The organism is Parabacteroides sp. PM6-13 (genome assembly GCF_029892605.1).
In the GTDB taxonomy this organism is placed as follows: domain Bacteria; phylum Bacteroidota; class Bacteroidia; order Bacteroidales; family Tannerellaceae; genus QVMG01.
This window is the reverse complement of sequence record NZ_JARXWF010000002.1, coordinates 183,760-204,593: the sequence shown is the minus strand read 5'-3', so window position 1 is coordinate 204,593 and position 20,834 is coordinate 183,760. Positions and strand designations below refer to the sequence as shown.

Here is a 20,834-nt window from a genome sequence, read left to right as displayed (position 1 = left end):
GCCCTGTTTTTATATTGACACAACATAAACTGTAAAACTAAATTTAAGAAAGACATGAAAGACTTAATGTATTCGGGAAAAACCCGTCAGGAGAGTGATTTGTTAGGCATGAAAGAAATCCCGGCTGAGGCGCTTTATGGCGTTCAATCGCTACGGGGGTTTGAAAACTTCCATATCTCGGGAGTGACCATGCGCCAATATCCCAACTTTATCAAAGGAATGGCCCTGACCAAAAAGGGGGCGGCCATGGCGAACCACCAACAGGGTCTTCTGACCGACGAACAGCTGCGGGCGATCTCACAGGCTTGCGATGAGCTGTACGAAGGCAAACACCATGAGTATCTGATCTCCGATATGATTCAGGGGGGAGCCGGCACGACGGTGAATATGAATGCGAATGAGGTGATCGCCAACCGCGCGTTGCAGATCATGGGCAAAGAGCTTGGTGCTTATGAGTTCTGTTCGCCCAATGACCATGTGAATGCTTCGCAATCGACCAACGATGCTTATCCGACAGCTTTCCATTTCGGCCTCTACCTGGAGAGTGAGAAACTGAATGAAGCGTTTGATCTGTTTATCCAGTCCTTGGAAAAGAAAGCCGGCGAACTGGATTCGGTTATCAAGATGGGACGTACCCAGTTGCAGGATGCTGTGCCGATGACGTTGGGACAGACCTTCCGCGGCTTTGCGAACCTGTTGAAAGCAGAAAAGAAAAAGCTGGAAGCTGTGCAACACGATCTCTTATGCGTCAATATGGGGGCTACGGCTATCGGTACCGGTATCTGTTCACAGCCGGGATATAGCAAGCTTTGCATCGAAGCCCTGCGTGAGATCACAGGTTGGGACGTGACTCTGGCCGATGACTTGGTGGCTGCCACTTCGGATACGTCCGTATTGGTGGGTTACTCTTCCGCTATCCGCGCGATTGCCTTGAAGGTGATCAAGATATGTAACGACCTTCGCCTGATGGGTTCCGGTCCGAGATGCGGATTGCATGAGATATTCCTTCCGGAGATGCAGCCGGGAAGCTCCATTATGCCGGGGAAAGTCAATCCGGTTATTCCCGAAGTAATGAACCAGGTGTGTTATAAGGTAATCGGTAATGACACCACCATCATGCTGGCTTCGGAGAATGCCCAGTTGGAGCTGAATGTGATGGAGCCGGTAATGGTTTACAGCCTGTTTGAATCCATCAACCTGATGACCAATGGTCTCAACACCCTTCGTACCCTTTGCATCGACGGTATCCGTCCGGATGTAGAGAATTGCGAGCGACAGGTTAAATACTCCATCGGTATTGTGACGGCCTTGAACCCGATCATCGGTTATAAGAACTCGACCAAGATTGCCAAAGAAGCCATGCAAACGGGCAAAGGCGTGTACGATTTAGTTCTTGAACACGACATCTTGTCGAAAGAGGATCTGGACACCATCCTGGCTCCGAAGAATATGATCGAGCCGGTTAAATTAGACATCAAAGCAAAGCATTAATTTGCCTCCATAGAGCTGCGTAGCGGTGACCTCTTCGTCCCCTTTTCCCGCGCTTCCGCACGGGGCTGGAGACAGGTCATCGCTACGCGGTGTTTAAGACCATTCATCTTCCAACCTTACACTATCCAAAAGCCAGCAAAAAAACGCTAAATAGTCACACCCAACCCGCCTATTCTTAATAAATCTGAAATGTAGTACAGTAAATAATTCTATCCGATTGATTCTCAATGCATGTTAAAATATTTTGTAGATCTGAAAGAAGCGTTTTTCGGACTTTTGTAGGTCTTAGATAGACTATTTTTTTATGGTTTCCGCCTTCAAACCGCCTATTCTTGTGAAAAGTTTTTTTATTACTTAATCTAATATTCAAGTCATGGGAATTACACAAATTCACAGTCGGTCGAAGGCCGGGTCTTTCCTTAAAGCAGCCACACTCCTGGTGCTTTTCTCTCTTTTGCCTTTGCTGTCATTTGCGCAGGAAACACTTGTAAAAGGCGTAGTCTATGATGATCTTAATTATCCGGCAACGGGGGTTAATATTGTCAAGAAGGGGACTACTATGGGTACGATTACAAATCTTGACGGAGAATTTGAAATCGCTCTACGTCAAGGGGATGTTTTGGTATTTTCTTATATCGGATTCGTCACAGAAGAGATCACCTATAACGGGCAGTCTCGTCTGGAGGTACGACTTCGGGAAGATACAGAAAAACTGGACGAAGTAGTGGTGATCGGGTATGGTTCGATGAAAAAGAGCGACCTTACCGGTGCCATCTCTTCGGTGAATGTTGATGAACTGGCCAGTCGTGCCACCACCAACCCCGCGGAAGCTTTGCAGGGTAAGATTTCCGGTGTTAATATCCGCAAGTCAGGGGGTAATGCAGGTGCCGGTGTATCGGTGAAAATCCGCGGTGTGAAATCGTTTGGCGACAATGAGCCGCTTTACATTATCGATGGATTCCCCGGAAGCATTAATAATGTGAACCCGCAAGACATCGCCTCTATGGAGGTGTTGAAAGACGGTGCCGCTGCTGCTATCTATGGTTCAACGGCAGCCAACGGGGTTATCATTGTGACAACCAAGAATGGTAAGAAAGGCGAGATCAAAGTCGATTTCAATGCTTACCTCAACTCCACACAAGTGGCGAAAAAACTGGAAATGCTGGATGCCAAGGGGTATGTGCAGGTGCACAAACAGATGTATGACAACTACAACGCGCAGTATCCCAAAAACGCGGTGGAGCTGCCGGGTTATATCACCAGCCCCGGAAGCGTGGATACCAACTGGCAGGACGAAGTGTTCCGCAACGGTCTCTCTCAGAACTATATGGTAAGTGTTCGCGGAGGAAGCGACAAAGCGCGCTTTTCTATCTCCTACAACCATGCGGATGATAAAGGTATCCTGTTGGGCAACCACTTCAAACAGGAAAACGCCCGCATGAAGCTGTCCGCTTCGAAGAGCATCTTTGATATCGAAGCAAACCTGGCTTTCCGCGCCACCAAGAGCGAACAGCCACAGTACTCCTTGAAAGAGGTGTATATGATCTCGCCATTGGTGCCTGTTTATGATGATACGAAAGAATATGGCTATGGCCTGACAGACAATAATGGTCTGCCAAGCAACCGTAACGTTATTGCGGACAATCATTATCGTGACGCGGTGACCAACAATTACCATATCACAGCCAATGCCGCCATCACGGCGAATTTTACAGACTGGTTAAACTTCAAGACTGCCTATTCATATCGGGGAAGCCATCAGCGCTATAAATATCATACGCCTCCCTATATTTCCGATGTTCGCTCCAAGACAGAATATCCGTATCATAGCGAATCATCGACCTACTGGGAAGAACAGGTGATCGATAATATCTTGACATTCAACCGCAGCTTTGGTGATCACTCGCTGAATATCATGGCAGGTAACTCGGTTACATTGCAGGATAGCGATTGGAACTCGGTGGCTGTCGAAGGGAAAACCCTTGTTTACGAAGTGAAAGACGGACAATTGGTATCGACTGAAAAGCCCGCCGGTTTCCTTGACCCTAACTTCGCCACCATCGATGCCGGGACGGGAGGCACATACACCGGAGGAGGTTCTATGTATGAATATCGCCGCGTTTCTTTCTTCGGTCGTTTGAACTATTCATACGCCGGGAAATACATGATTCAGGCTACCTTCCGCCAGGATGGTTCCTCTAAGTTCGGTGCCGATAGCCGCTGGGGATTCTTCCCGTCTGTGGCTCTGGGATGGCGTATCTCGGAAGAGGGATTCTTCCCGAAGGACGGACTGTTCAACAACCTGAAACTCCGCGCGAGCTGGGGACAGCTGGGTAACGAGCAGGCATTGGGATATTATGACTTCCAAGCGTTGATATCAACCTATAACAACCTGTATGGCGGTTCTGTACAGGGCTCGGGCTCTACACCCTGGCCGGGAAGTATCGCTATGGGACTTGCCAACCGCAGCCTGCAATGGGAAACGACCGATACGAAGAACGTCGGCGTTGACTTCGGTATCCTGAACGGGAAGCTGCACGGGTCGTTCAACTATTATTACAACCAGACCAAGGATATGTTGATCACCAAGAAACTGGCTCCTTCCGTAGGGCTTTGGAATCCGGTGATGAACGTAGGGAAGATCCGCAATACAGGGGTCGAACTGGAACTTAACTGGAACGACCGCGTGGGTGATTTCGACTATACGATCGGTTTCAACCTGGGAACCACCAGCAATAAGGTGCTCGAACTCTCCGATCCGAAACAGGCGCTTTACGGCGAAGGTCTGAAGTGGGGAACCGAACATTTCCCGACACAGACACGCGTAGACAGCCCGATCGCCAGCTTCTTCCTGTATCGCACGGATGGCATCTTCCAGAATGAAGGAGAAGTAGCCGCTCATAAAAACAGCAATGGCGACCTGTTGCAACCTAATGCCCGCCCGGGTGATATCCGTTTCTTAGATATCAACGAGGATGGAGCGATTAACGAAGACGACAAAGAAAACTGCGGAGTAGGTATTCCTAAGGTAGAAGCAAACCTTAGCTTCGGTGCCTCTTATAAAGGATTCGATTTATCCTTCCTGATTGGCGGAGGATGGGGTAGCAAATTATACAATGCGAACCGTTACTTCTATGAAGGCATGAACTCCGGATCGAACTTCCTGAAAACAACACTCGATGCCTGGACAGCGCAAAACACCAATACAGACGTGCCACGTGCCATCTTGCAAGACCCGAACGGAAATGCCCGCGAATCGGATCGCTTCCTGGAAAAGGGTGACTACATCCGCTTGCGCCAATTGCAGATAGGTTATACACTGCCCAGCGCTCTGTTGAAGAGTATGCATATTGACCGTCTTCGTTTCTATGTAAGTGGCGAAAACCTGTTCACCATTACACCGTATAACGGAGTTGATCCTGAATTCTCTCGCGGTTCTGTATTGAATACGGGTATCGACACACATATCTATCCGTTCACTCGTTCTTATGTGGTCGGTCTGCAACTTAGTTTCTAATCTTATCATTAATACTCATTCGTTATGAAACAAATAAAATATTTCACCCTTGCGCTTTTACTTGCCGGAAGCCTGGCAGGTTGCGACGATTTCCTGACGGTACAATCACCCGACGAACTCACCTCCGATTCTTTCTGGAGAAATAAAGAAGACGCGGAAGCCGGACTGGCAGCGGCTTATGCCAAACTGGAAGCCTCTACCGATACTTGGGAGTTTCCGGAAGTCTACTTCCCGGTAGAATCCTATCGCGAAGATATTATCAAGCCGGGATCGGATGCCTACAACTATCCGAACTGGATCGAATTGGCCAACTTCACCTATACGAATGGAAACTCGCAGTTTTCGGCCTATTGGCGCGACAACTATTACGGGATCAACTACAGTAACCAGGTTATTGAAAATCTGCCGAATATTCCTCAGGGACAGATCACCGAAGAGGATCGTGCTATGATTCAAAACGAGGGGTACTTCCTGCGTGGCTATTACCACATGAAGCTATTGCTCAACTGGGAACAGATCGTTTTGCGCGATAAATATATTTCATCGACAGACGAACTTGATAAACCGCTTGCTTCACGCGCCGAAACATGGGACTTCATTATTGACAACTTTACCAAAGCCACCGCCCTCCCGGCTGAACGCACAACAGAAACACAAGGACGCGCCACGCGTGGAGCCGCTTATGCCTTCCTCGGCTGGGCACATCTGACACGCGCTTACGAAGAATCGGCTAATAAAGAGTCACACCTGAATGCCGCCATCACCGCACTTAACCAGGTGACCGGTTATGAGTTGGTGAAAGAATTGCGTAGCCTCTTCGACGGCACCAACAAAAATTCCAAAGAGGGTATCTTCGAATTGCAACTGACACTCAACACGGCAAACGGTGCTCGCTATCGTACGCAGCTGCATCGCTTCATCGGTTGCGGCGAATTATGGGGATGGGAAGAGATTCTTCCTGCCGATGTCCTGGTGGCGGAATACAAAAAAGAGGGCAAAATAGCGACCACAGGCCGTTATGACAGCCGTCTTTATGAAACGTTGTTTGTCAAAGATGAATACTTCAGCGACCCGGTAGCGGGCAATGTCTTTGGATATACCTACGAAGATTGGTTTGATGATCTCGACAAACCGGCGTTCCGCAAATATATGCCTGCCGATTTTGCTGGGATGAATGCGAACTATTTCGCCCCTAACATCATGTTGATGCGTTACACCAATGTGTTGTTGATGAAAGCGGAAGCGCTGAACGAGCTGGGACGCACATCGGAAGCTATTCCATTGATCAACGAAGTACGTGCCCGGGCAGATATGCCGGCTATGACAGGCTCATCGCAAGCCGACGTACGTGCGCAGATCGAACACGAACGTATGCTGGAATTCCCGTTGGAAAACATGCGCTTTTATGACCTTCGCCGTTGGGGAAAAACCCAAGCAGCGTTGAATGCTGCAGGTCGTTCTGGCTTCGATCCGGCTAAGAATAATTTCTATCCGGTGCCTATCCAGGAGGTAAACACAAATAACGAAATTAATTAACAACCAAATTTATGTTGCATGGGTGTGGTGCATGATTCCACACCCATGCTTCACATGGAAAAACAGAATCAACCTCTTTCACGTTTGATGGAGAGATTAATCCGATGATATCATGAAGAACACGCTGCTCATCATTTACTGTCTATTGTTCTCCGCCACCTCTTATGCGCAACATAAAGAGTGGGAAAATCAATATATCAACCAGATAAACCGGGAACCACTCAATGCCTATTTTGTTCCCTATAATTCCGAGAAAGCGGCTCTCCACAAAGACAAAACAGGGGAAAGACGCCACTCACTCAACGGTACCTGGAAGTTTCACTTTACCAAGAACCCCTCGCAACGTCCCGCTTCTTTCTACGAGAAGGGATTCGATGTGTCGGGATGGGCAGCCATCGAGGTGCCGGGCAGTTGGGAACTACAAGGGTTCGACGCACCCATCTATACGGATACCCGCTATCCTTTCCCGCCTAATCCTCCCTATGTCCCTGCGGAATACAATCCGGTTGGTTCCTACAAAACCTCCTTTACTGTTCCCGCGGCGTTCGATGGCTACGATATCCTGTTGCATTTCGGCGGCGTAGAATCGGCCTTTTACTGTTGGGTAAACGGACAATTCGTGGGTTATAGCGAAGATAGCCGCTTAGCAGCCGAATTCAATATAGGTTCTTACCTGCAACCGGGCGAGAACGAGCTGGCAGTCGAAGTCTATCGTTACAGCGACGGTTCCTACCTGGAAGCACAAGATTACTGGCGTTATAGCGGTATTGAGCGCGATGTGATGCTTATTGCACGCCCCAAAGTGCATATCAAAGATTTCGAAATCAAAGCAGATCTAACCCCTGACTACCGGGAAGGGCTGTTCGATCTATCCCTCACCCTTAACGAACAACGACCAATCAAAGGCACAAAAATACAAATCAAGCTGTTGGATGAAGGAAAGGAAATCGCCTCCTCCATCCTGCAGGCTAAGACAAACAAAGACCACTATTTGAATTATCAAAAAGCGTTTCCCGAGGTGAAAACATGGACCGCGGAAACACCTCATCTCTATACACTTGTAGTCAACACCTTGAACTCAAAAGGAAAGGTGACCGAATCGTTTACGCACAAATTCGGATTCCGGAAGGTAGAGATCAAAAACGGTATGTTATTGGTGAACGGTACGCCTATTCTGCTTAAGGGGGTGAACCGCCATGAACACGATATGCATACAGGACGCACGATCACGGTAGAGAGCATGCTTGAAGATATTCGTTTGATGAAACTCTTTAATATCAACGCCGTGAGATGCTCGCATTATCCGAACTACCCCGAATGGTATGAACTATGCGATGAGTATGGCATCTACCTGGTGGACGAAGCGAATATTGAATCACATGGCATGACCGACCATCCGACCACCCGCACGCTGGCGAATTGGGAAGGCTGGGATGTGCCCTATATGGAACGTATGCAACGCATGGTGGAACGCGATAAGAATTTCACCTCTATCATCACCTGGAGCATGGGCAATGAGTCGGGTTACGGAAAGCATTTCGAAACCATCTATCATTGGACCAAACAGCGGGATTCGTCCCGTCCGGTGCAATATGAAGGTGGCGGTGTGCAAAGCGTGTCGGATATCTATTGCCCGATGTATGCTCGTGTATGGTCCTTGCGCCAGTGGGTCAACGAACGCCAGAACCGGCCGATGATCCTTTGCGAATATGCCCACGCGATGGGAAACAGTGTCGGTAACCTGTCCGATTATTGGGATCTGATCTATAAATATGAGAATCTTCAGGGTGGGTTTATCTGGGACTGGGTAGACCAGACTTTCGCCAAAAAGGATGAAAACGAAAACGACATCTGGGCCTATGGAGGCGATATGGGATTTGTCGGCGTAGTCAACGATTCTAACTTCTGCGCCAACGGTCTTGTTGCTGCTAACCGCAGCCTGCATCCGCATATATGGGAGGTCAAACGCGTCTATCAGTATATGCATTTCGAGCCGGTGCCTTTTACCGCCAATAAATTACGCATTACCAATCGTCACGACTTCCTGACGAGCGATGTGTATGACTATCAATGGGTGTTGAAAGCTGATGGCGAAGTGCTGGGGAAAGGCCTACTTCATGTCCCGACTATCGCACCGCATCAGTCGGCGGAAGTAACCATTCCATTACCACCTATCAAGGGGAAAGCAAATACGGAATATTTCCTTCATATCGCCGCTTTGACCAAAGGAGAGGCACCGTTGGTTCCCAAAGGGCATCAGGCGGCATCAGAGCAATGGCAGCTTCCGATAGAAATGCCTGAGGCGCCCACTACTTCAAAGGAAGGTACATTGAGTCATACGGAAAACAACGCTGAACATCGCATCCAATCGGCTTCCGCTACCCTCGTATTCTCGAAAGAAAATGGTGAGATTACCCACTATTCGGTCAACGGGCAGGAGTATCTATTGGAAGGTTTGCGCCCCAATTTTTGGCGTCCGATGACCGATAACGATGTAGCCAACCGCACCGGAAAAAGATGCGCCACCTGGAAAGAGGCCGGCGATCAATTGGTATTGCAAAGCCAGGTGGTAACGGTTTCCGACAATCGCGAAGAGGTAACGATGGCGGTTTGCTATCAGATGCCGGAACAGGAGTCTGTTTGCAACCTGTTATACACGATGTATGCCGATGGAAGCCTCCGCACCCGCTTCACCTTCACGCCCGGCCAAAAGGCACTGCCGGAGATACCTCGCCTGGGGATGCGCATGATCCTCAAAGAAGAATACGACCAAATGACCTGGTTTGGCCGCGGCCCGCATGAAAATTATTGGGATCGGAAGAGCGGAGCCGATATCGACCTCTACAAAGCCTCCGTCTGGGAACAATACCATCCCTATGTGCGTGCCCAGGAAACGGGTAACAAGACGGATGTGCGTTGGGTGGCGCTGCAAAACGAGGATGGCGACGGATTATTGATTAAAGCCGTTGGCGAGCCACTGAATGTCAGTGCCTGGAACTTCCCTATGCAAGATATCTTATACATTCCTTCCACGGTGAAGAATATACACGGAGGAAGCATCCGGAAACAACCGCTGGTTTGGCTCAATATCGATCATCAACAAATGGGTGTCGGTGGCGACAATACCTGGGGCGCCAAGACTCATCCGGAATATACGATCACGCCGGTCGAACACTCCTATGAGTTCATGCTCCTGCCTGTCACTGCCTCCGATCGTCTTCCGGACAAAGCAAAACAAAAATAAACACTGAATATCATGAAAAGGAAATCAATCTATACTTGTTCGGCCCTCCTACTGGTGTGCCTGGCTCTTGCCTCCTGCTTCCAGCAAGAACAGGAGACCGAACGCATCGCTCTCGAATATGGGAACCTGTTAGATATCCGTTATACGCCGGATGGGAAGAGCCGTTGCAACGGATGGTTTACCGATGCCGGTGCCTGGTATGGCTTTACGCCTCCGAAGGCCGATAACTGGGTGAATGGCTTTTGTGGCCCATTTCATCTGGATATGAACAAGCGGAAATGGATTTCCCAAAGCATGGTGCAGGTTTGCTTCGAAGAAGAGGACCGTTCGGCTGTTTATCGTCCGGACACCGTTATCTATTATCCCGGAGAGCTCTACCTGAAAGCAACTTCTGGGAAAGGCAGTATCGAGCAACGATTGATCTTTATTGATTCCTCCACAGCATTGCTTTCCGTGAAGAGCGATCGCGCCTCTCATTTCCGTTTCTTCGGAGAGGCGCTTGCCAAGGAGGCGGCCTGTACGGTCGATAAGAACACCTGCCTGTTGACCGATGCGACCGGCGAAGGCATTGCTGTCTCTTTTTCGCCCGAAACCGGTCTTCTTATCGACAAGAATGGCTATGAAACGCTTTCGGTCCGCAAAGGAGAAGCCGAGGTGGTTATCTCTTTCTATACCGATCAGGCGTCGCAACGCCAGGCACTTCAAAAGGCCTCATTTGTATTGAGCAATCCTGCTAAGTATAAAAAAAATACGGCTGAGCGCTGGCAAGGCTACCTAACGGCGGCTCTTCGTGAAGATATGCCCGCTGAATTCGATCGGGTAGCGGTGAAAGCCGTTATGACACTTATCGCCAACTGGAAAGCGGCGCGCGGCGACCTTTACCACGACGGGGTGGTTCCAAGTCATGGGGTAGGCTATTTCATGGGGTTCTGGGGGTGGGACTCCTGGAAACATGCCGTGGCATTGGCTCGTTTTGCGCCACTGCTGGCCAAAGATCAGGTGCGTACGATGTTCGACTATCAGACACCGGAAGGCATGATCATCGATTGCATCTATAGTGAAGCGATAGAAAACAATGAACGCAACAGCAAGCCTCCGTTGGCAGCCTGGGCGGTTGACGCAATCTACCGGGAAACCGGCGATGTGCAATTCGTGAAAGAGATCTATCCCAAACTATTGGCTTACTACCGCTGGTGGTATCAATACCGCGATCACAATCAAAACGGCATCTGCGAATTCGGTGCCTGCGACGGAACCCTCGAAGCGGCAGCCTGGGAGAGCGGTATGGATAATGCGATCCGTTTCGACGACTCTAAGATGGTGGAAAACAGCCCGGGCGCCTGGAGCCTCGATCAGGAGTCGGTCGATCTGAATAGCTTCCTGGCACTCGAACATCGTCTGTTGAGCAAACTGGCTATCGTTGCCGGAGAGGACTTCAACGAGCCCAATCGTACAGCCGATGTGCATAATTATTTTTATGCAGACGATCCCGGTTTCTTCTTCGACAAACGCCTGGACGGCACCTTTGTGATGGAAGAGGGGACAGAGGCCTGTATCCCGCTCTGGGCCGAGTTGGCTACCGAAGAACAGGCGGCCTCCTGTGTGCAAATATTCACAAATCCTATTAAATTTGCAACCTATATCCCATTCCCTACCATTGCAGCAGACAATCCGAAATTCATGCCTGCCGGTTATTGGAGAGGACCGATATGGCTCGATCAGGTCTATTTTGGTATTTCAGGAATGCGAAAGTATGGTTATCAGGAAGAGGCCGACCGCTTTACGGAGCAGGTATTCACCCGCTTAAAAGGATTGACAGGAAGCGGCCCTATCCATGAAAACTATGATACGCACGACGGAAACACCTTAAAGGCGCCCCACTTCAGTTGGAGCTCCGCCCATCTGTTGATGTTGTATTGGGAATATGGGGGTTGTTAAAAAAGATATCTATGTTTATTGTCATTGGCATTATGTTTGGCGGGATAGCGATTGGCTATCTCCTGCGCAAAGCAACCTTTCTGAAACATATCGGGAAACCGATTAACTATACCATTATTCTTCTCCTGTTCCTATTGGGCATACAGGTGGGGAGCGATCAGAATATCATCCGAAACCTGCCTCTATTGGGCGGACAGGCTTTGTTATTGGCCGTGGCAGGCACCTTGGGAAGTGTCTTGGCCGCCTGGCTTGTCTATCGATTTGTTTTCAAAAAAAAGGAGGAAAAAGCATGAAAGGAAGTCTTATCGTGGTACTCTTCTTTGCCTTGGGATGCGTGTTGGGATGGGGATTAAACCTGTTTGAGATCACGATCGATGGCGATCTTACGCGTTATGTATTATACCTGTTGATGCTTCAGGTGGGGATCAGCATCGGTTGCGATAAGAAATTGGGGGATATTATCCGCAATATTCGACCGACCCTATTGCTTGTTCCGTTGGCAACCATTGTTGGCACGCTCTCCTTCTCGGCATTGGTCAGTCTGGTTCTTGTCAAATGGAGTGTCTTTGACTGTATGGCGGTAGGCAGCGGCTTTGCTTACTATTCGCTCTCGTCCATCCTGATTACCGAACTGAAAGAGGCCTCCCTGGGTGTTCAGTTGGCCGCCGAACTGGGTACCATCGCCCTGATGACCAATATTATGCGGGAGATCATCACCCTGTTATTCACCCCGCTGATGGTGAAGTATTTCGGCCGCCTGGCCCCTATCTGTGCCGGAGGAGCCACCACCATCGACACCACCCTGCCCATCATCACCAAATACTCAGGACAAGACCTGGTATTCGTCGCCATCCTGCATGGCATATTGGTCGATTTGAGCGTGCCTATACTGGTCTCTTTCTTTTGTTCGTTGTAATCTCCCGCTTCAGCATGCGTTTAAAAAACGAAACGCCCAGACTTATCACAAGTCCGGACGTTTTACTTTTTCCTTTTTATTATGAAAAAACTATTACTCAATGCAAAGGTAATAATTATTCTGTAATGTGAGATAGGATTGTTGCTTTTTTTGGAAAAAAGATGTTGTTTCTTTCCAAAAGAAGTAGTATCATTGTAGACATAAATCCTAAAAATCTTGTTTATGAAGCGTTTACTTCTTGTCTGCATAGTGGCTTGGTTCACTTTTACTTCTTCTATGGCTCAGTTGGTAAAAGAAGCGCAATACCTTTTCCCCTCTTTTCAAGCCGGACTGGTGTATTATAAAAGCGGGCAGGTGTATAATGCTCAAATAAATTTTAGCTTGGTAACCAATAAGTTTGTCTTTATTGATACCACCGATCACGACGTCATCAAAGAGTTTGCTGAGCCCGATAATATCGGTGCCGTGAAGATCGGGGAGCGCCTTTTTGTTGCCGATAGATATGGAAGTGGAGAAGAGGTGTTGAAAAATGAAAACCCACGTATATTGGTGCGCTACAAGGGTAAATTGCATGACCGTGGACAGAAGGCGGCTTATGGCGGACGCTCGCTGACCTCTTCCATTGAGTCTGTCTCTTCCATCCAACAAGGAGGGACGATGTATCAACTGGAGGGTGACGACCGTTGGGTGATTCAGGGGATTGAGAAACGCTACAAAGTGGAGAAAGATAAAAAAATGAAAGAGTTTGTGAACGAGAAACAATTTCTAAAGATATTCTCTAAGAAGAAAGAAACGCTGCAAGAATATATCCAAACCAATAACGTCGACTTCGACAATATAGAGCAGGTAATGGCGCTTTGCCAATATGCGGACGCGCTGGAATAACGACGTTTTTATACCTTTTTTTCCCTGTCTCTTTTTTTTCTCACCCGCATGAGAATTTTTTCTCACGCGGGTGAGAATTTTTTTTCCCTTCACGAGCAACTTCTAAACTAAAGAGGAGTTGCTCTTGTTCTATAGTCGAACGTGTGTGTCAAAGACCGAAAAACAAAAAGAGAAATACATTATTATTTATGGATTGGATCATTAAAACATTACAGGACTCGCCGGAGCTGGCCATCTTTCTAACGCTTGCTATTGGTTTCGCCATCGGCATGATCAAGGTGAAGGGATTCGGATTGGGTGCCGTCACCAGCGTCTTATTGGTGGGTGTGTTAGTGGGGCAATTGGATATCACCATTTCCCCTGTCGTAAAATCAACCTTCTTCTTGCTCTTCCTCTTTGCGGTGGGGTATAGCGTAGGGCCTCAGTTCGTGCAGGGGCTGCGCAAAGATGGACTGCCTCAGATCGCTTTTGCGGCGCTTGTCTGCGTAGCTTGTTTGGTGGTAGCCTGGGTGGCGGCTTTGATCGCCGGATTCGATGTGGGTAATGCTGCCGGTTTATTGGCCGGAGGAAGCACCATCTCCGCTGTAATCGGCGTGGCGACAGACACGATCAACCAACTGGCTATCGGCGCCGAACAGAAACAAACCTATATCAATCAGATCCCGGTGGCCTATGCGGTAACCTATATCTTCGGTACAGCCGGCACAGCTTGGTTCCTGGCATCGGTAGGTCCTAAACTGTTAGGCAAAAACGTCGTACAACAAACCAAAGAATACGAAGCCTCTTTAGGCGGATCGATCAGTGAAACGGACGAAAGCATGGAATATGCTTATGACGGCACAACCTTCCGGGTGATCAAAGCCACCAGTGACTTCTTTCAGCAGGAACGCACAGTCGGTGAGGTTGAGAAGATGTTATTGAAAAAAGGCTGGCCTGTTTATATCGAGCGCATACGCCCGGCAGACGGTGGAGAGATTATCCAGGAGCCACAGGCAGATACAAAAATAAACAAAGGAGATAACCTGGTATTAAATGGTCCGCTGGACACATTATTAGAAGATGAAGAGAGTATAGGCATAGAGGTTGCCGATGTGGCGCTGCTCGACTTCCGGGCAGAGGCATTGCGGGTGATGGTTGCCTCCAAAGAGGCGGTCGGCATGAGCCTGTTGCGCCTCAAAACAACGAAAGAGCGCCATGGCGTTATTATCCGAAAGATCCATCGCGGTAAAGCCAATCTTCCGCTGTTGAAGAATGTGAAGTTAGAACGTGGTGATATCGTAGAAATAGAAGGCCGCAAAGCCGATGTAGATCGTTTTGCCTCTTACCTGGGTTATGCTGAGCGTGCCACGAATGTAACGGATATCCTTTATGTCGCTTTAGGCATTTTCCTGGGAGGACTATTGGGTTCCTTAGTGGTAAAGATAGGCAATGTGCCTTTGAGCCTGAGCGCCAGTGGAGGTGTATTGATTATGGGGATCCTTTTCGGTTGGCTTCGCTCGCGACGCCCGACGTTCGGAGCGGTTCCCGAACCGGCCATCTGGCTGATGAACAACCTCGGCTTGAACGTATTTATCGCTATTGTAGGTATTAATGCGGGACCCGACTTTATTGAAGGGTTAAAGGCTTCCGGCGTCAGCCTGTTTATTGCCGGTGTATTTGTCAGCATCGTACCTATGTTTATCGGGCTTATGCTCGGACGTTATGTCTTCAAATTCCATCCGGCCATTACCCTGGGTGCTTGCGCCGGAGCCAGAACGACAACCGCTGCCCTTGGCGCCCTGGAAGAATCGTTGCATAGCCGTGTGCCTGCCCTTTCTTACACAACGACCTATGCTGTTGGCAATACCCTGTTGATTATCTGGGGGGTGATGATTGTGTTATTGATGGGATAGGGAAGAGAATGATGAATGATGAATGATGAATTGGAGCGAAGCGGAAATCGCTTAGCTGAAGGCGTAAAGCAATGAAAAATAAAAAGTTAGTAATTAACAATTAATAATTAAAACCGTGGACATTGAAAAATTAAAGACCTCACGTCGTCGTGAGCAACAACTGGAACAACTGAGTCCTTTTGAACTGAAAGACAACCTGATGAAGCTGGCATCCGACCAGCAGAAAGCACCTGTACGCACTATGTTGAATGCAGGTCGTGGTAACCCGAACTGGACGGCTACCGTTCCGCGCGAAGCCTTTTTCGCCTTGGGACAGTTTGCCATCGAAGAGTGTAAACGGCCGATGTATATCCCCAGCGGTCTGGCAGGTATTCCTCAAAAAGAGGGCATCGCCAAGCGGTTTGAAGCATTTATCCAAAAGAACCAGGGCAACGCCGGTATCGCACTGTTGGATGGACTCTATAAATATGGTATAGAGAAACATGGATTTGACCCCGAAGCATGGGTGTTTGAACTGGCCGAAGGAGTGATCGGAGACCAGTATCCCAGCCCGGTCAGGATGCTGAAGCATACCGAAGTAATCGTACACGACTACCTGATTCAGGAGATGTGTGGCAACAATCCGACGCGCAGTGGCCGCTATGATATCTTTGCCACAGAGGGCGGAACGGCTGCCATGTGCTACGTATTTGACTCTCTGATCGAGAACCGCCTACTGTATAAAGGCGACAAGATTGCGATAGGCATACCCGCCTTTACGCCATACCTGGAGATTCCCCAGCTTGAACGTTATCAGTTTAAGGTAACCTACATCCGCGGATCGGCCAAAGACGAAGAGGGCGACTCTACCTTCCAGTATCCCGAGTCGGAACTCGACAAACTGGGCGATAAGTCGATCAAGGCCTTCTTTATCATCAACCCGAGTAACCCCACATCGGTAGAGGTTAGCGACAAGAGCCGGAAATACCTGGTGAAGGTGGTTAAAAACCTGAATCCGAACCTGATGATCCTCACGGATGATGTGTACGGAACGTTTGTTCCCGGTTTTAATTCGTTGATGAATGAATTGCCGCGCAATACGCTCTGTGTCTATTCTTTCTCCAAATATTTCGGAGCCACCGGCTGGCGCCTGGGAGTGATTGCCCTGTATGAAGACAATATTTATGACGATATGCTCTCGGCTATTCCGGAAAAAGAGAAAAAGCATCTGGCGAAACTGTACGAAAGCCTGACGCTCTATCCCGAAAAGTTGAAATTCATCGACCGCCTGGTGGCCGACAGCCGACAGGTAGCCCTGAACCATACCGCCGGTCTCTCCTTGCCGCAACAAATGCAGATGTTGCTTTTTGCCGCCTTTGCGTTGCTCGACAAAGAGAACAACTATAAAACAGACTGTAACAAATTGGTGCATCACCGATACGACCTGTTGTGGGAAGGCTTGAACATCGAGGTGAAGCCCGACCCGAACCGCGCCGGATATTATAGTGAGATCGATATCGAAGAGTGGGCCATGAAGAACTATGGAAAAGACTTTGTCGCTTTCCTGCAGAAAAACTTCGAACCGGTAGATATCGTATTCCGTTTGGCTGAAAAGTCGTCGATCGTGTTGTTGAATGGTGGCGGATTCGCCGGTCCGGAATGGTCGGTACGGGTCTCCTTAGCCAACCTGAACGATGAAGATTACAGTGTGATCGGGAAAGAGCTGGCAGAGACCATGCAAGACTATGTGGATGCCTGGAAGAGTACGCTCTAAATAATTAAATAATAAGGACTTTAAAGAGCTTAAAGACTTTAGAGTCCTTGAAAAAACAGTATATTAACACCCAAAATAAAAAGATTATGAAAACAATAAACATAAAAAACGCAGCCATCTTATGTATGCTGGCGCTGATTATGAGTTTTTCAGCCTATGCGGCAGAGAAACCGACCGTTTACATCCTGGCCACAGGCGGCACCATCGCCGGACAGGGAGAGTCGAGTGTAACGGCAGGATATAAAGCAGGTGTGATTACGGTCGACCAACTACTCGGCGCCGTTCCCGGCTTGAGTGATATCGCAACCATAAAAGCAGAGCAGGTGGCCAATATCGGTAGCCAGGACATGAACGACCAGGTATGGCTGACATTAGCCAAACGGGCGAACGAACTATTGAAGCGCGACGATGTGGATGCGATCGTGATTACCCACGGAACCGACACACAGGAAGAGACAGCCTATTTCCTCAACCTGACCATTAACAGCCCGAAACCGGTGATTCTGGTAGGTTCGATGCGTCCTTCGACAGCGATCGGTGCCGATGGTCCGCGCAATATTTATACGGCAGTGGCCTGTGCAATCGACCCGCAATCCAGAGATCGCGGCGTAATGGTGGTGATGGACGATAAGATCCTGGGCGCTGACGACCTGAGTAAGACCAACACCCTCTATGTGGAAACGTTCCAGAACCCGAACTACGGTCCTTTAGGCATTGTCTATAATGGTAAGCCCATCTACAGCCGTCAGTCGGTGAAACGTCATACCAGCCATTCGGAATTCGACGTAACCAACCTGACCTCCCTGCCGAGAGTGGAGATTATCCTGAGTTATTCCAATGCAAGCAAATTGTTTGTTGACGCAGCCGTCTATGCCGGAGCGAAAGGCATTGTTGTAGCAGGCGTGGGTAATGGCAATATGACCACCGAGATCATGACCGCTCTGGCGAAAGCCGTCAAAGAGAAAGGGGTAGCCGTGGTAAGGTCTTCGCGCATTATGACGGGGCCGACAGCACAGTGGGATGAGGTTGACGACGATGCCAACGGCTTTGCCGCCTCCTGGTTTATCAACCCCTACCGGGCACGCGTACTATTGATGCTTGCCTTGACCAAAACGAACGACTACCAGGAGATACAACGTATGTTCTCGGAATATTAATCCTCAAAACAAAACAACATGAAAAAATTATATTTTTTGCTGGGCACATTGATGCTCAGCTTAGGAAGTTATGCCCAACATCGGGATAGCGAAACAGTCTTAGAGCGCTTGATCTGGGACGACAAGATGCTGAATATCATGGTAGATACCCGCGTGGATTACCAAATGGATTTTAATAAAAGTGATTTGGAGAATGCCTTTTTCCATGGGCAAACCCTGAAGATCTGGGTGGCCGGCGAGATTGTCCCGGGCATCCGCTACCGGGTGCGCCATCGGTTGAACAAACCGCAAACGCCGCTACGCGAAGGCTATTCGGGAGCGACCGACCACGCCTGGCTGGCTTTCGACGCGGGAAGCCGCTGGACATTCACCGTTGGGAAGCAATCGGTGCAGTTGGGGACATTCGAATACGACTACAACCCCGCGGATATCTATGTTCCGACTATGATCTACAACGACTTCGACGGGTATAAATTGGGACTGGACGTGGCCTATAAATTCGCGAATCAAGCCATCCACCTACAGTTCGCCAACTCGGATGCGCCTCAGTTTGCTTCCGAAGCATACAAAAACAAATCGCTGGCCATCAGCACGCTGTGGGAAGGGAATCTCTTCCAAGGTGCTTTGAAAACGCGCTGGGGATACAGTGCTTTCCAGCATGAGAAGAGTAAGTTCTATCATTGGCTGACGCTTGGTACGCAGCTGAATGTGGATAAGTTTACGGCTGAGCTTGACTATTATCGTGGGAACCGTAATATGGATTATGGAGCAGAAGTGAACAACCCGGACCTGGGCGTGCGCTATGTGGCTGATCAATCGGCTTCGCTCAACCTGAAATATGACTTCGGTAAATGGAAACCCTTCCTGAAAGGAACATGGAACCAACGCCACGACAAAGAGTCCGATGCGGATGCTTATGAAAGCTGGGGCGTACAGGCTGTGGTGGAGTTCTATCCGTTTACGAATAAATATGTAAAGGATTTGCGTTTCCACGCCATGTATGCCTATTCCTCTACGGATTTTGACGAGGCGTTGGCTTCTGTGTTGCCGACTAAACAGGCGCATTCCCTGTTGGTTGGAACGCGCTGGCTGTTTAAGGCGAAATAGACTGTTCTATTTTATGGCTAAATGATTATTCGGAAAACATCCAATAATCAAAATACATGAGATGGCTTTTAGGCTCTCCCTTGATGACAAAGAAGAGGTCGTGTACTCCGGTGGTCTTGGGGATATCAATCGTGCGTAAGCTCCAACGGTCACTACCGCCTGTCCGCGGTATGCGAATGGTGCCCAACAGAGGTCCCTCTTTTCCGTCCAGACGTATCTCCATGGATACCGGCGCATTATGCGTTGTAGCCAACCGGGCTGTAAAGCGGGTGGCACCTTTCTGGCGGAAATCAACCTCTTTCACCTGGATGTACGCGCCGCTCTTTTGGGCTGTCACAAAGACGCCTACCTGTTCGTTTTGCGAGGCTTTGAAGCCTTCCGACCAAGCGATTGTCTCCGCTTCGTTCTTCGCATAGGGGTTCAGGGTGGTGAGGGCTTTCGTGATGCCTTCGGTCATCTTCATCTGAGGGATAGAGCCATCTTTGTTGAATGTCATTTCCTCGACGCATACCGAGCGGGTGAATCCTCCGCCACCGGGCAGAGCTCCGTTGTGATAAAAGAAATAGGTCTTTCCTTTGAAGTCGATAACTCCCGGATGGTTGGTGAAAGCACCGCCTTCGGCCGGCATCAGGATATCCCGGAACTTCCAGGGACCTTGTGGGCTGTCACTGGTCGAATAGCCGATAAACTCAGGCAGTGGACCACCCGGCCAGAACAGGTAATAGAGCTTATCGCGTTTGTAGAGCCATGGTCCCTCTTCGTATTTGGTAGGGCGTTCCGGGTCACCTTCCCGTTTGCCAAATGACTCTTCGGTCATAGGCACTGCCACAACCTCTCCGCTGTAGGAGATCATATCTTCATTCAGCTTCACATAATAGAGCTTGGGATTACCCCAGTAGAGATGCGCCTCGCCATCGTCGTCGATGAAAACGGTAGGGTCAATATCTCCCCATTCACTTTGCACAAGCGGCTTGCCCAGCGGATCGTAGAACGGCCCGAGCGGACTGTCTGCCACAGCTACCCCGATAGCACCCCGGTTGTTTGTCTTGGAAATCATAGGCACGTACATATAGAATTTACCATTCTTCTCGATGCACTGTGCTGCCCAGGCGTCACTCTTTCCCCATTCGAAATCGGTGTAGGAAAGTATCACCCCATGGTCTGTCCAGTTCACCATATCGGCAGTCGAATAGACCCGCCAATTATCCATGGTGAACCAGGTTGAGCCATCTTCGTCTTGCGTGGTATAGACATACAAGCGGTCGTTGTAGACCATCGGCGCCGGGTCGGCCGTGTATTTGGTTTGGATAATCGGATTCTGTGCCTTGGCACAAACGGCAATCAATAGGAAAAATACTATTCCTAATAGGTTTTTACGCTGTTTCATGGTATGTGATT

General features: G+C 49.1%; 13 protein-coding genes. 12 read left to right on the top strand and 1 reads right to left on the bottom strand.

Going from position 1 to position 20,834, the window contains the following annotated elements; translation table 11 throughout:
- The first annotated feature begins 54 nt into the window (after nucleotides 1-54).
- The 12 genes from M2134_RS02920 (at nucleotide 55) to M2134_RS02865 (ending at nucleotide 19,436) form a co-directional block, all read left to right on the top strand.
- Nucleotides 55-1,491, top strand: coding sequence for an aspartate ammonia-lyase (locus tag M2134_RS02920; protein WP_280750220.1), 1,437 nt, complete (start codon nucleotides 55-57; stop codon nucleotides 1,489-1,491).
- 373 nt (nucleotides 1,492-1,864) lie between these two features.
- Entirely contained in the window at nucleotides 1,865-5,008 is a 3,144-nt protein-coding gene (locus M2134_RS02915; protein WP_280750221.1) for a TonB-dependent receptor, read from the top strand.
- A 24-nt stretch (nucleotides 5,009-5,032) separates the two neighbouring features.
- On the top strand, nucleotides 5,033-6,544 hold the full coding sequence (locus M2134_RS02910) for a RagB/SusD family nutrient uptake outer membrane protein (protein ID WP_280750222.1): 1,512 nt from the start codon (nucleotides 5,033-5,035) through the stop codon (nucleotides 6,542-6,544).
- A 112-nt stretch (nucleotides 6,545-6,656) separates the two neighbouring features.
- Nucleotides 6,657-9,788 carry a glycoside hydrolase family 2 TIM barrel-domain containing protein gene (locus tag M2134_RS02905; RefSeq protein ID WP_280750223.1) on the top strand — a complete coding sequence of 1,044 codons (3,132 nt, stop codon included), beginning with the start codon at nucleotides 6,657-6,659 and terminating at the stop codon, nucleotides 9,786-9,788.
- A gap of 12 nt (nucleotides 9,789-9,800) precedes the next feature.
- A complete protein-coding gene (locus tag M2134_RS02900; RefSeq protein WP_280750224.1) occupies nucleotides 9,801-11,726 on the top strand; it encodes a trehalase family glycosidase in 1,926 nt (641 codons plus the stop codon).
- 11 nt (nucleotides 11,727-11,737) lie between these two features.
- Nucleotides 11,738-12,019: a LysO family transporter gene (locus tag M2134_RS02895; protein WP_280750225.1), complete on the top strand. Its 282-nt coding sequence runs from the start codon at nucleotides 11,738-11,740 to the stop codon at nucleotides 12,017-12,019.
- On the top strand, nucleotides 12,016-12,642 hold the full coding sequence (locus M2134_RS02890) for a lysine exporter LysO family protein (protein ID WP_280750226.1): 627 nt from the start codon (nucleotides 12,016-12,018) through the stop codon (nucleotides 12,640-12,642). The genes M2134_RS02895 and M2134_RS02890 overlap by 4 nt, the downstream gene beginning before the upstream one ends.
- A 222-nt stretch (nucleotides 12,643-12,864) precedes the next feature.
- Complete coding sequence (locus M2134_RS02885) at nucleotides 12,865-13,527, top strand: hypothetical protein (RefSeq protein WP_280750227.1); 663 nt, start codon at nucleotides 12,865-12,867, stop codon at nucleotides 13,525-13,527.
- 188 nt (nucleotides 13,528-13,715) lie between these two features.
- Nucleotides 13,716-15,419 carry an aspartate-alanine antiporter gene (gene aspT / locus M2134_RS02880; protein ID WP_280750228.1) on the top strand — a complete coding sequence of 568 codons (1,704 nt, stop codon included), beginning with the start codon at nucleotides 13,716-13,718 and terminating at the stop codon, nucleotides 15,417-15,419.
- 115 nt (nucleotides 15,420-15,534) lie between these two features.
- The gene (gene aspD / locus M2134_RS02875; RefSeq protein ID WP_280750229.1) at nucleotides 15,535-17,172 is read left to right on the top strand and encodes an aspartate 4-decarboxylase; all 1,638 of its coding nucleotides are present in this window, start codon (nucleotides 15,535-15,537) and stop codon (nucleotides 17,170-17,172) included.
- Nucleotides 17,173-17,297: 125 nt separating this feature from the next.
- On the top strand, nucleotides 17,298-18,329 hold the full coding sequence (locus tag M2134_RS02870) for a type II asparaginase (protein WP_280750401.1): 1,032 nt from the start codon (nucleotides 17,298-17,300) through the stop codon (nucleotides 18,327-18,329).
- Nucleotides 18,330-18,347: 18 nt separating this feature from the next.
- A complete protein-coding gene (locus M2134_RS02865; RefSeq protein WP_280750230.1) occupies nucleotides 18,348-19,436 on the top strand; it encodes a porin in 1,089 nt (362 codons plus the stop codon).
- A 25-nt stretch (nucleotides 19,437-19,461) separates the two neighbouring features.
- On the opposite strand, the gene M2134_RS02860 is transcribed toward M2134_RS02865, so the two are convergent.
- Entirely contained in the window at nucleotides 19,462-20,823 is a 1,362-nt protein-coding gene (locus M2134_RS02860; RefSeq protein ID WP_280750231.1) for a glycoside hydrolase family 43 protein, read from the bottom strand.
- Nucleotides 20,824-20,834: the final 11 nt, after the last annotated feature.